This is a genomic window from Pseudooceanicola algae, assembly GCF_003590145.2.
In the GTDB taxonomy this organism is placed as follows: domain Bacteria; phylum Pseudomonadota; class Alphaproteobacteria; order Rhodobacterales; family Rhodobacteraceae; genus Pseudooceanicola; species Pseudooceanicola algae.
The window spans coordinates 17,786-30,519 of sequence record NZ_CP060436.1 but is presented as its reverse complement, the minus strand read 5'-3'; the positions used below and the strand labels follow the sequence as shown (position 1 = coordinate 30,519).

Here is a 12,734-nt window from a genome sequence, read left to right as displayed (position 1 = left end):
CCATGACTGACACCAGCTACGGATTGCAGGAACTGAACGACGAAACTCGCTTCGGCGGTGAAGGAGAGCTGGTCGAACGGGATATCCCCCAGATCGACATGTCGGACTACTTCAACCGCAAGGAAGAGATCACCGAAGCGCTGTGGAACGCGGCGACCGAGATCGGGTTCTTCCAGCTTTACAACCACGGCATCCCGCAGGATCTGATCGACGAAGCCTTCTGGCTGTCGGGCGAATTCTTCGACCTGCCCGCCGATGCAAAGGCGCAATACCCGCTGAAGCCCGGCACCAACGCGGGCTGGGAATACATGGAGCAGGTGCGCCCGTCGACCGGGACGGCGGATCGCAAGGAAAGCTACCAGATCACCCTGCCCCGCATGTCCGGCCTCTGGCCGAAAGGCGCCGAAGTGCCCCAGTTCAAGGAGGTCCTGATGGCCTTCGAACGGCACAACTGGGCGCTGGCGATGAAGGTGCTCAGCTGTTTTGCCGACCGGCTGGGCTTTGCCACGGATTTCTTCACCGACGGCCACGACCCGGACACCAAGGCTTATCAGTCGACCCTGCGGCTGATCCACTACCTTGGCATGGAAGACGCCAAACCGGCGGATTTCAAGGCCTGGCGGGCCGGGGCGCATACGGATTTCGACTGCCTGACGCTGCTGCACCAGAAGCCCGGCCAGGGCGGGTTGCAGCTTTGCCCCGGCAAGGACGCCAAGGGCCGCGCCATCGCCTGGACCGATGTGCCGCCGCTGGCCGGCGTGGTCACCTGCAACATCGGCGACATGCTGATGCGCTGGTCCGATGACAAGCTGCAGTCGACCCTGCACCGCGTGCGGATGCCCAAGCCCGACGATTACCTCGGGCCGCGCTACTCCATGGCCTATTTCGCCCAGGCCAACATGGACACGCTGCTGGAAGGCCCCGAAGGGAAATACGAGCCGATGACCGGCCACGATTACATCCAGATGCGCCTTGGCGCGAACTTCGCCAGGCAGTGACCCCTTTCGGCGGGCGGGGATCAGCGCCCCGCCCGCCCCTTTCCCTTTCAGTTACCGGAGACCCCCGTGACAAAGAGCCTTCCGATCATCGACATTTCCGGCCTTGCCTCGTCGGATCCGACCGACCGCGCGATGGTCGGGGCCAGCATCCGCAGCGCCTGCCTGGCGCATGGGTTCTTCTACGTCACCGGCCATGGCATCCCCGACGGGTTGATCGACGCCGTGATGACCGAGACCCGCAGCCTGTTCGACCTGCCCGACGCCGCCAAGGATGCAGTGGACAAGGCACAGTCGCCCTGCAATCGCGGCTATGAGCAACTGGGCGGTCAGACCCTGCAACCGGGCGCCCTGCCCGACCGCAAGGAAGGCTATTACATCGGCGAAGAGCTGACCGCGCGCGATCCCCGCGTGGCGACCGGCAAGTTCAATCAGGGTCCGAACCAATGGCCCGCCGACCTGCCCGGTTTCCGGCCCACGATGATGGCCTATTTCGGCGCGCTCACGACTTTGGGGGATACGCTGATGCGCGGCATGGCCCTGTCGCTGGACCTGCCCGAAGACTATTTTGCCGATTTCTGCGACCAGCCCGCCGCCACCCTGCGGCTGCTGCATTACCCGCCAGCGCAACCCGATGTGCCCGACGAGATGGGCGCCGGGGCGCATACGGATTTCGGCGGGCTGACCATGTTGCTGCAGGACAATGTCGGCGGCCTGCAGGTGCGCGATGACGACGGCAGTTGGATCGACGCGCCGCCGATCCCCGGCGCTTTTGTCGTCAACCTCGGGGACATGATCGCGCGCTGGACCAACGACACCTACCGGTCGACGCTGCACCGGGTGATCAACCGCTCGGGGCGGGAACGCTATTCGGTGCCGTTCTTCTATACCGGCCAGCAGGATCACGAGGTCGCCTGTATCCCGACCTGCCTCGCGGCCGGTGAGACGGCGAAATACCCGCCCATCACTGTCGAAAACCACCTGCGGGCGATGTATGACCGCACCTACAAGGCGGCCTCGGCGGAGACGAAGACCGCCTAGCGGCCTTCCCCGATGCGGATCATGTCGACGGCCTGGCTGGTGCTCTGGCCGCCGGCGATCCGAAGGGCGCCCTTGACCGGGGCGACATCGAAATAATCCCGCCCGTAGGCGATGACCACATGGTCGCTGCCCGCCAGCACCGCATTGGTCGGGTCGAATTCGACCCAGCCCATGTCCTTGCCGCACCAGGCCCGGACCCAGGCATGCATCGCATCCGCCCCCTGAAGCCGGGCCTGCCCCTCGGGCGGCAGCGTACGCAGAAAGCCCGAGACATAGCCCGCCGGAATACCCAGCGACCGCAGCGCGCAGATCGCGATATGACTGAAGTCCTGGCAGACTCCGCGCCGCAGATCAAAGGCCCTGGCGATCGGGGTATCGACCAGCGTGGCGGTGGAATCAAAGGTCATGTCCCGGTGAAGCGCGGCGCAGATCGTATCCACGGCGGCAAAGGCGGTATCGGCCTCGCGCGCGGCCGCAGCGGCCCAGGCGGCGATCCCGTCATGCCGGGGCACACGGGGCGAGGCGGGCAGGAAATGCTGCGGCGACAGGGGGTGCAGGGACGTCGCCCCCTGAACCTCGCCCCGGAACCCCGGACGGCGGGGCGAGACATCCATGCCCGGCTCCGGCTCCAGCCGCTCGACCTCGGCCTGCATCTCGAACATGGTGCGGTCCTGGCTGTCGCGGTAGGAAATCTCGGTGCAGGTATTGGCGAAGAAATCCCGCCGCACAAGGGTTTCGGACGGCACCGGGTCACAGGTCACGCGGGCGCTGCGCAGGATCTGGATACCCGGCAGATGCAGCGGCGTGACCCGCAGCAGGTGGCGCCCGACCTCGGCCGGGCTGTTGTACTGGTAGAGGATGCGCAGGGTTATGGAATATAGCATCGTTACCTCAGGTAGGCATCCGCCAGCAGGTCCGAGAAATCGCCCGTCGCCGCGACGATCCCGGCGATCCGGGCCGCATCGACCGAGGCCGCCTCGGTCACCGACAGATCCACCTGCAACTTCATCACAGCGCGTCTGATCCGGGTCATCCCCGGGCGACCCGCCGGGGATGGCAGGTCCTCGAGCCCGGCAAGATGGCCGAGGATCTCGTTCACCTGACTCAGGATCGAGCGCGGGTTGTCTTCGTCCAGCAGCAGCAGATCGAGCACGCTTTCCCGTGTCGTGCTGGCATAGCGGTGGCGGTGGGTCATGCTGGCATCCCCGGCCTCGATCACGATCTCGTAGGCGCCGTCAGGGGCTTCCGGCGCGATGGATTGCTGCAGCATGAACGCAGTGGACCAGGCCCGTTCGATGGCCCGCCCCAGGGCCAGGAAACGCCAGCCGGTGCCGTGGTACATGTTTTCATGCACCAGCCCCGAAAAGCCCGAGATCTTGCGCAGCAGCACGCTCATCGCGCGGGCGCAATCGTCGCCGGGCAGCAGGCGTGGGCCGATCTTTTCGGCCGTGCGCGCAAGGTCGGTCAGGGCGTTCCAGCCGTCGGTGGAAAACCGGTCGCGGATGCGCCCGGCGCTGGCCATGGTGGCCTGCATGTCGCCCATCAGCCCCGCCGGCATGGTCTGATCCACGGCGACGCCCATGGCTGCCAGGCTGTCGGCCAGGTAACCGGTCAGCGGCAGCCCGGTCTGCCCGCTTTCGGCCAGCCGCAGGTGATAGGCGCGCAGCAGCCGGATCTTGTGTTCCACCCGTTCTGAATAGCGCCCGAGCCAGAACATGTTTTCTGCCGCGCGCACCGGCAGCGAGGCATGTTGCGGCAGCAGTGCCCGGCTGCCGGTCGCGGCCAGAAGGGTATCATCTGGCGGGGCCTGGGGCGCGACAACCCAGACATCGCTTACCGACCCGCCGCGCTGCACCGACAGGTCGGCCGTGGCCGCCGAATGGCCGGTCCGCGCAAAGCCGCCGGGCATGACCTGCCAGCCGGTCGCGGTACGCGCCAACATCACGCGCAGGGACATGGGCCGGGCCTGAAGCCGGCCATCGACCAGCACCGGCGCCGTCGAAAGCGAGACGATCTCCTGTGCGGCAAGCGTCCCGGCGCCGCGTTCCAGCCAGCCCGCTTCGGGGGGCGAGCCATCGGGGCGCTTGCCGCCGATCACCACCTCGGCGCTGTTGTCGAAGGGCAGGCTGGTGGACAGGGCCGCATCGACCGTCATCCGGTCGCCGTGGCGGGCGACATAGTCCCGCGCCGCCTGCTGGCCACACCACCATGTCGCGATATTGGGGATCGCCAGATCCCGGCCCAGCCATTCGCGCGCGATACGCGGGATGAAGGCCATCAGTGCGCGTGTTTCCAGCACGCCTGACCCCGGCGCATTGATCATCGTCAGCCGCCCCGAGCGCAGCGCGCCCAACAGGCCCGGCGTGCCGATCTGGCTGTCCTCGCGCAGTTCCAGCGGATCCAGCCAGGCCGAATCCAGCCGCCGCCACAGGACTGAGACGGGCTCGAGCCCGCCGACGGTATTGACCATCAACCGGCCATCCCGGATCACCAGATCCTCGCCCTGCACCAGCAGGAAACCGAGGTAGCGCGCAATATAGGCATGTTCGAAATAGGTGTCGTTCAGCGGCCCCGGTGTCAGGATCGACACCCGGCTGTCGCCTTCGGCCCGCAGGTCCAGCAGCGCATCGCGGAAGGCCCGGAAGAACCCAGCCAGCCGCAGCACATGGCTGCGCCCCATGATGTCACCGAAGCTCCGCGCCGTGGCCATCCGGGTTTCCAGCGCGAAACCCGCGCCCGACGGCGCCTGCGCCCGGTCCCCCAGCACCCACCATTTGCCATTCGGTCCGCGCCCGATGTCGAAGGCCAGCATATGCAGGTGATGCCCCGACGCCGGGGTCATCCCCACCATCGGGCGCAACCATTCGGGGTTGGAGGCAAGGATCTCGGCCGGGATGATGCCGCGCTCGGTCAGGGTGTTGGGACCGTAGAAATCCTGCATCATCCGTTCCAGCAGGTCGGCGCGTTCCACGAGGCCAGAGGCGATGCGCTGCCATTCGGCACTGTCGATCAGCAGCGGCAGGTGGCCGAGCGGCCAGTCCCGGTCTTCCTGGCTGTCCTCGGGTCCGTAATGGCGAAAGAAGACGCCCGCGTCGCGCAGGTACTGGCTGCCACGGGCCTGGGACTGGGCCAGGTCATCTTCGCTCAAGCCAGCAAGCTGTTGCAGGAAGGGCTGCCAGACCGGGCGGATATTGCCCTGCCGGTCCATCAACTCGTCTGCCACGCCCGGCAGGGGCCGATAGTCCGCCAGCAGCGCCGCCAGCCGGTCCGGCGCGCGCGCGCGGGCCGAGGCACGCGACGGTTCCCCCGAGGATCTGGTCTGGGTCTGGGACTGATCCGCGCCCTGCCCCTGCTGCATCTGCATCGGGTCGGCACCGAATTGCTGCCCCCCCGACACATAGCCTTGCTGAGGCGCGGCGAAGGGATCGCCCGCCTGACCCTGCGGATCGCAGGAGCCAGCGGCCTGCCCGACCGGATTTCCGGCGGGATCGTATCTTGTCTCCCCGCTCATCGTGTCGCCTTCCCGTCGGCCAGACCCCGCGCAGCGCCCCATCGGCACCGGACAGAGCCGTCGGCCCCTTTTAACACAATGGCCCGCAGCCCAAAGGCCACGGGTCCATCTTTTCCGGCGCGGAGGCTGCCGCGCAGCCCCACCCCGGTTATTTCCGGCCGATCCTTCCGACCCGCCCTGCCGGGCCCGCCCAAACCGGCCCTCTGTCCGGCCCCTTAGACGCCCGGAGCGCGGCGCAGGTCAAGGGTCATCGGGAATTCCCCACGGCTCAGCTCCTGCGGCGGCAGATAGAGGCCGGGGGTATGGCCGCGATCCTCGAACCGGGCCAGACGGCGCGCCTCGGCTTCGTTGGCATTAACCGGGAAGGTCTCGTAATTGCGGCCCCCGGGGTGTGCGACGTGATAGGTGCACCCCCCGATGGCGCGGTTCGACCAGCTGTCGAAGATGTCGATGGTCAGCGGCGTGTGGACCGGGATTACCGGGTGGATCGCCTCTGGCGGCTGCCAAGCCTTGTAGCGGATGCCGCCGACCGAAACCCCCGAGGTCTCGGTCGTGGCCATCGGCACGCGGCGCCCGTTGCAGGTGACGATATAGCGGCTTGGATCTGTGGTCTGCAGCTTGACCTGAAGCCGTTCGGTCGAACTGTCAGTATAGCGCACCGTGCCGCCGATCGCACCGGTTTCACCCAGCACATGCCAGGGTTCCAGCGCCTGGCGCAGTTCCAGATGCACGCCGTCGTATTCGACCTCGCCACAGAAGGGGAAACGGAACTCGGCTTGGGCCTCGTACCAGTCGGGGCGGAAGTCGAAACCGTGGCGGCGCAGATCGCCCAGCACATCAAGGAAGTCCGTCCACAGGAAGTGCGGCAGCATGAAACGGTCATGCAGCGTGGTGCCCCAGCGGGTGAAGTCGCCGGTGATCGGGTTTTGCCAGAAACGGATCAGCAGGGCGCGGATCAGCAATTGCTGGGCCAGCGACATGCGCGGGTCGGGCGGCATCTCGAAACCGCGGAATTCCACCAGGCCAAGCCGCCCCGTGGGCCCATCGGGCGAGAACATCTTGTCGATGCAGATCTCGGCCCGGTGGGTGTTTCCGGTCACATCGGTCAACAGGTTGCGCAGCAGCCGGTCGGTCAGCCATGGCAGCGGTGGCACCCCCTGCCCCGGTGCGGGGATCTGCGACAGGCCAATTTCCAGCTCGTATAGGTTGTCGGCCCTGCCTTCGTCGACCCGCGGGGCCTGGCTGGTCGGGCCGATGAACATGCCCGAGAACAGGTAGGACATCGACGGATGCCGCTGCCAGTGCAGCACCATGGAGCGCAGCAGATCGGGCCGCCGCAGGAAGGGGGAATCGTTCGTCGTCGCGCCGCCCACGACCACGTGGTTGCCACCGCCGGTGCCGGTGTGGCGCCCGTCGATCATGAACTTGTCGGCGCCCAGACGCGACTGGCGCGCCTCTTCGTAGACGGCATTGGTGATCGCCTTGCAATCGTCCCAGTTGGACGCGGGATGGATGTTGACCTCGATCACGCCGGGATCGGGGGCGACCCGGATCACGTTCAGGCGCGGGTCATGCGGCGGGGCATAGCCTTCGATATGCACCGGCAGGCCCAGCTTTTCCGCGGCATCCTCGGCCATGGCGACCAGTTCGAGGTAATCCTCGACATCGACCACGGGCGGCATGAAGACACACAGCTTGCCCTCGCGCGGCTCGACCGAAATCGCGGTGCGCACGGCGCCGGTGATATCGTCGACGATGGTCTGTTCGACCTGATCGCCCTGATCCTGCGCGGCGCGGAACATCGCGCGGGCCTGCGCACGGGCCATGGCGCGGGCCTCGGCCCCCGACGGATGGCCCTCGGCCTCGACGCTGCGCTCAAAGACCGGCAGGTCATTGCGGTCCTCGGTCGGATCGGTCGGATTGATATAGGGGAAGTCCGCCGGCGGCACGAAGGGCAGCGCCCCCAGCGGCAGACGGTAGCCCACCGGGCTGTCACCGGGCACAAGGAACAGGTGCCCACGGCGGAATTTCCAAACTTCGGACATCCACTTTTCCGCCCGCGCGCGGTTCTGCCAGCGCTGCACCGGCAACACATACCCCGATGCCTTGGTCAGCCCGCGTTCGAACACCTTCGACAGCCGGTGACGTTCTTCGGCATCCTTCAGCTTTGAGTTTTCCGGCGAGACATTGTCGGGAAGCTGGGCTTCCTTCAGGATCCATTCCGCCGGGTCCTCGTAAGCGGCCACGACGTGATCGGGCGAGACCTCAAGCTCGGCGGCGATTTCGCGCAGGAAGATCGCGGCATCCTCGACCGTCACATCGGTGCCGTCGTCGATCTTTTCGCGGGCAATCAGGTCGGGGTTCTTCCAGATCGGTTCTTCGTCCCGGCGCCAGTACAGCGAGAAGGTCCAGCGCGGCAGGGTTTCGCCCGGATACCATTTGCCCTGCCCGTAATGCAGGAAGCCACCGGGGGCGAAGCGGTCGCGCAGGCGACGGATCAGGTCATCGGCCAGCGCACGCTTTTCAGGGCCGACGGCAGCGGTGTTCCATTCATCGGCCTCGAAGTTGTCGATCGACACGAAGGTCGGCTCGCCGCCCATGGTCAGACGCATGTCGGCCGTCTCGATGGCTTCGTCGACCTGGTGGCCAAGGCGATCCAGCTCTTCCCAGGCCTCTTCGGAGAAGGGCTTGGTGATGCGCGGATGTTCGGAAACCCGCGTGACCTCCATCTCGAATTCGAACTCGACCTCGGGCGGGCCGTCCGAGGCAAAGCCGCCCGAGATCGGCGAGGCGTTGTTGTAATGCGGCGTGGCGGCCAGCGGGATATGGCTTTCCCCGGTCAGCAGACCCGAAGTCGGATCGAAACCGACCCAGCCCGCGCCGGGCAGATAGACCTCGCACCAGGCATGCAGGTCGGTGAAATCCTTGTCGGTGCCGGAGGGGCCATCCAGCGCCTCGAGGTCCGGTTTCAGCTGGATGAGGTAGCCCGAGACGAACCGCGCGGCCAGCCCGAGACGGCGCAGGATCTGCACCAGCAACCACGAGGTATCGCGACAGGAGCCGAAGCCCGACTTGAAGGTTTCCTCGGGCGTCTGCACGCCGGGTTCCATGCGGATCGTATATTCGATTTCCTGGGACAGGCGCATGTTCAGCGCCACCAGCATGTCGACCGTCGGCTGCCCTTCGGACATGTCGATCGTCTCCATGAACTTGCGCAGGCGTTTGCCCATGCGCTCTTTCTTCATGTAGATCGACAGGTCCTTGCGGATATCCTTGGGGTACTTGAACGGCCATTTCTGGGCGAATTCCTCGACGAAGAAGTCGAAGGGATTGAAGACCGTCATGTCCGCGACAAGATCGACCTCTATCTTGAACTCACGCACCGGCTCGGGAAAGACGAAACGCGTCATCCAGTTGCCGTAGCTGTCCTGCTGCAGGTTCACGAAGTGATCCTTGGGCGTGACTTTCAGCGAATGGGAAATCACCTTGGTGCGGCTGTGTGGCGCCGGTCTGAGGCGGATGATCTGCGGCCCCAATGTGACCGGACGGTCGTATTTGTAATGGGTTACGTGGTGAATCGCCGCTTTGATCGCCATGGGTCCGCCCGTTCTGATAATTTGCAATCACGTTTTCACGTTTAACACGACCCTACAAACAGATCGGCGTCCTGTCGCGTGTTTCCCGACTCTGCCCGAGGGCAAATGCCTGTCCCATCGGCAGTTCTTCGGCAGCGCTGCGCGGGGGGATACCGCAGGGGCTTGGCGGCACCCCGGCGCAGGGCTAGAAGGATCTTCCAGCACCGGAGGATCCCCCATGAGCAACGCCGCCACCGAGGCTTCGCCCCGCATCGCCCGCCTGATCGCGACCGAAATCGCGGCCCGCCCCGAACAGGTCACCGCAGCGGTCGCGCTGCTGGACGAAGGCGCGACCGTGCCCTTCGTCGCCCGCTACCGCAAGGAAGCGACCGGCGGGCTGGACGACACGCAGCTGCGCAACCTGGCTGAACGCCTGTCCTACCTGCGCGACCTCGAAGGCCGACGCGCGGCCATCGTCAAAAGCATCGCGTCCCAGGAAAAGATGACCCCCGACCTGGCCCGCGCCATCGCCGGGGCCGAGACCAAGTCGCAGCTGGAAGACATCTACCTGCCCTACAAGCCCAAGCGCCGCACCAAGGCGATGATCGCACGGGAAAACGGGCTGGAACCGCTGGCCGAGGCAATCCTTGCCGGGCGCGCCGCCGATCCCGAAACCCTTGCCGCCGCCTATGTGACCGAGGCTGTCGCGGATGTGAAAGCCGCCCTGAACGGCGCCCGCGACATCCTGACCGAACGGCTGTCCGAGGACGCGGGCCTCGTCGGTGACCTGCGGGTCTGGATGCAGCGCGAAGCGGTGCTGAGCGCCAGGGTCGTCCCCGGAAAAGAGGCCGAGGGCGCCAAGTTTTCGGATTATTTCGCCCATGCCGAAACCTGGAGCAAGGTGCCCTCGCACCGCGCGCTGGCGATGATGCGGGCCTCGAACGAAGGCATCGTGACGTTGGAAATCGCGCCGCCCGAAGACGCCGCCGACCGCCCCGTCGACATGGTGGCTGCGCGCCTTGATATCCGCGGCACCGCGCCCGGTGACCTGTGGCTGCGCAAGGTGGCCGGCTGGACCTGGCGGGTGAAGCTGAGCCTGTCGATGACGCTGGACCTGCTGGGGGACCTGCGCGCCCGCGCCCAGGAAGAGGCAATCGCGGTTTTCGCCCGCAATCTCAAGGACCTGCTGCTGGCGGCTCCGGCCGGGTCGATGCCGACCCTCGGGCTGGATCCAGGCATCCGCACCGGGGTCAAGGCGGCGGTGGTCGATGCCACGGGCAAGCTGCTGGCGACCGAGACACTTTATCCGTTTCAGCCCCGCAAGGATGTGCAGGGCGCGCAGCACGCCATCCTGTCGTTGATCGCGAAACACGGGGTGAAGCTGATCGCAATCGGCAATGGCACCGCCTCGCGCGAGACCGAAAAGCTGGTGGTCGAGACGCTGAAGATGCTGCCTGATCATGTCGCCAAGCCGACCAAGGTCGTGGTCAGCGAAGCCGGCGCCTCGGTTTATTCCGCCTCGGAACTGGCGGCGCGGGAATTCCCCGGGCTCGACGTGTCGCTGCGCGGCGCGGTGTCGATCGCGCGGCGGCTTCAGGACCCGCTGGCCGAACTGGTCAAGATCGAACCGAAAAGCATCGGTGTCGGCCAGTACCAGCACGACGTCGATCAGCACAAGCTGTCGAAATCCCTCGAAGCGGTGGTCGAGGATGCGGTGAACGCGGTCGGGGTTGACCTGAATACCGCCTCGGCGCCGCTGCTGGCCCATGTCTCGGGCCTTGGCGCGACGCTGGCCGAAAGCATCGTGGCGCACCGCGAAAGCTTTGGCGCCTTCAAATCGCGCAAGCAGTTGAAGGACGTCTCGCGCCTTGGCCCGCGCGCCTTTGAACAATGCGCCGGTTTCCTGCGCATCCGGGACGGGGAAGAGCCGCTTGATGCCTCATCGGTCCACCCCGAGGCATATGGCCTGGCGCGCCGCATCGTTTCGGCCTGCGGTCGCGACCTGCGCGCCATCATGGGCGACGACACCGCGCTGAAGGGGCTGCGGGCCGAGGAATTCGTCAGCGGCGGCTTCGGCCTTCCAACGGTGCGCGACATCTTTGCCGAACTTGAAAAGCCCGGTCGCGACCCCCGACCCAGCTTCAAGACGGCCAGTTTCGCCGATGGCGTCGAAGAGATCACTGATCTGAAACCCGGCATGGTGCTGGAAGGCACGGTGACAAATGTCGCCGCCTTCGGGGCCTTCGTCGATATCGGGGTGCATCAGGACGGGTTGGTCCATGTCAGCCAGCTTGCCGATCGCTTCGTGAAGGACCCGCACGAAGTGGTGAAAGCCGGCGATGTGGTCAAGGTCACGGTGACCGAGGTCGATGTGCCGCGCAAGCGCATCGCCCTGACCATGCGCAAAGATGGCGGCGCCTCGGCCCGCGAGGATCGCAAATCGCGGGATAGCGGAAATGGGGCCGGCGGGCGCGGGGCCAAGGGCAGCGGAACCAAGAGCAGTGGGCCGCGCGGCAAGGCTTCGGGCGGCAAGATGTCGAGCAGCCCGGCGAAATCCGACAGCACCGGGGCCTTTGGCGCCGCCCTGCTGGATGCGATGAAGAAGAAGTAGCAGGACAAGGGGGCGGGCCGGACCCGCCCCCTGACCGTCAGCTGAGGTGGGTATTGAACCAGTCGATGGTCCGGGACCAGGCAAGCTCGGCGGTTTCCGCGTCATAGCGGGGCGTCGAATCGTTGTGGAAGCCGTGGTTCACGTCCGGATAGACATAGGCCTCGTAGGTCTTGCCCTCGGCCTGCAGCGCGGCCTCGTAATCCGGCCAGCCGGCGTTCACCCGATCATCAAGCCCGGCGTAATGGATCAGCAGCGGCGCTTCGATCCGGGACACGGTATCGGCGGCGGGCTGGCGACCGTAGAAGGGCACGGCGGCCCCCAGTTCGGGGAAGGCGACGGCGGCGGCATTGGCCACGCCACCCCCATAGCAGAAGCCGGTGATCCCGACCTTGCCGGTGGTCAGATCGCTGTCCATCAGGAAGGTGATCGCGGCAAAGAAGTCATTCATCAGCTTCTCGCCATCGACCTGCTGCTGCAGTTCGCGGCCCTCTTCGTCGTTGCCGGGATAGCCACCGACCGACGACAGCCCGTCGGGCGCCAGCGCGATGAAGCCTTCCTTGGCCAGGCGCCGCGCGACATCTTCGATATAGGGGTTCAAGCCGCGGTTTTCGTGCACGACCACCACCGCCGGAACCGGCCCCGTGGCATTGGCGGGACGCACGAAATAGCCGCGTACCTCTCCGTGCCCATCGGGCGAAGGATAGGTGATGTATTCCGGCACGATGTCGGGATCGGTGAAGGAAACCTGTTCGGCCAGCGCGTAATCCGGCTTCATCTGGTCCAGAATCGCGGCGGCGGTCAGACCACCGACGGCATAACGCCCGGCCCGTTCCAGGAAATCCCGTTTGCTGATCTTGCCGTGGGCGTAGAAGTCGTAAAGCTCAAGCAGATCCTTGTTGAAGTCTCTGGCGGTCAGTCGCGTCATGTCCGGCCCTCTCTCTGTGTCGGGAAGTGATGGCGCCACTTTGACCCAAGGAGGACTTTCTGCCTATGCGGGATAC

The 12,734-nt window shown here is 66.0% G+C and carries 7 protein-coding genes; 3 read left to right on the top strand and 4 right to left on the bottom strand.

Annotated elements, in window-relative coordinates; translation table 11 throughout:
* Window positions 1–2 precede the first annotated feature (2 nt).
* Together PSAL_RS00095 and PSAL_RS00090 are read left to right on the top strand one after the other, a co-directional pair.
* Window positions 3–998: an isopenicillin N synthase family dioxygenase gene (locus tag PSAL_RS00095; RefSeq protein WP_119838023.1), complete on the top strand. Its 996-nt coding sequence runs from the start codon at window positions 3–5 to the stop codon at window positions 996–998.
* Between the two features lie 66 nt (window positions 999–1,064).
* A complete protein-coding gene (locus tag PSAL_RS00090; RefSeq protein ID WP_196941881.1) occupies window positions 1,065–2,036 on the top strand; it encodes an isopenicillin N synthase family dioxygenase in 972 nt (323 codons plus the stop codon).
* Here PSAL_RS00090 and PSAL_RS00085 read toward each other — a convergent pair.
* The 3 genes from PSAL_RS00085 to PSAL_RS00075 form a co-directional block, all read right to left on the bottom strand.
* On the bottom strand, window positions 2,033–2,920 hold the full coding sequence (locus PSAL_RS00085; protein WP_119838024.1) for a transglutaminase family protein: 888 nt from the start codon (window positions 2,918–2,920) through the stop codon (window positions 2,033–2,035). The genes PSAL_RS00090 and PSAL_RS00085 overlap by 4 nt on opposite strands.
* Window positions 2,921–2,922: 2 nt before the next feature.
* Entirely contained in the window at window positions 2,923–5,547 is a 2,625-nt protein-coding gene (locus tag PSAL_RS00080; protein WP_231388557.1) for a circularly permuted type 2 ATP-grasp protein, read from the bottom strand.
* A gap of 215 nt (window positions 5,548–5,762) precedes the next feature.
* A complete protein-coding gene (locus PSAL_RS00075; RefSeq protein WP_119838025.1) occupies window positions 5,763–9,143 on the bottom strand; it encodes a transglutaminase family protein in 3,381 nt (1,126 codons plus the stop codon).
* Window positions 9,144–9,360: 217 nt separating this feature from the next.
* Here PSAL_RS00075 and PSAL_RS00070 point away from each other — a divergent pair, with 217 nt between their 5' ends.
* Window positions 9,361–11,733 carry a Tex family protein gene (locus tag PSAL_RS00070; protein ID WP_119838026.1) on the top strand — a complete coding sequence of 791 codons (2,373 nt, stop codon included), beginning with the start codon at window positions 9,361–9,363 and terminating at the stop codon, window positions 11,731–11,733.
* Between the two features lie 37 nt (window positions 11,734–11,770).
* Here the strand turns inward: PSAL_RS00070 and yghX are convergent, their stop codons facing one another.
* Window positions 11,771–12,658, bottom strand: a complete 888-nt coding sequence (gene yghX, locus PSAL_RS00065) for a YghX family hydrolase (protein WP_119838027.1) — start codon at window positions 12,656–12,658, stop codon at window positions 11,771–11,773.
* Between the last annotated feature and the right edge of the window lie 76 nt (window positions 12,659–12,734).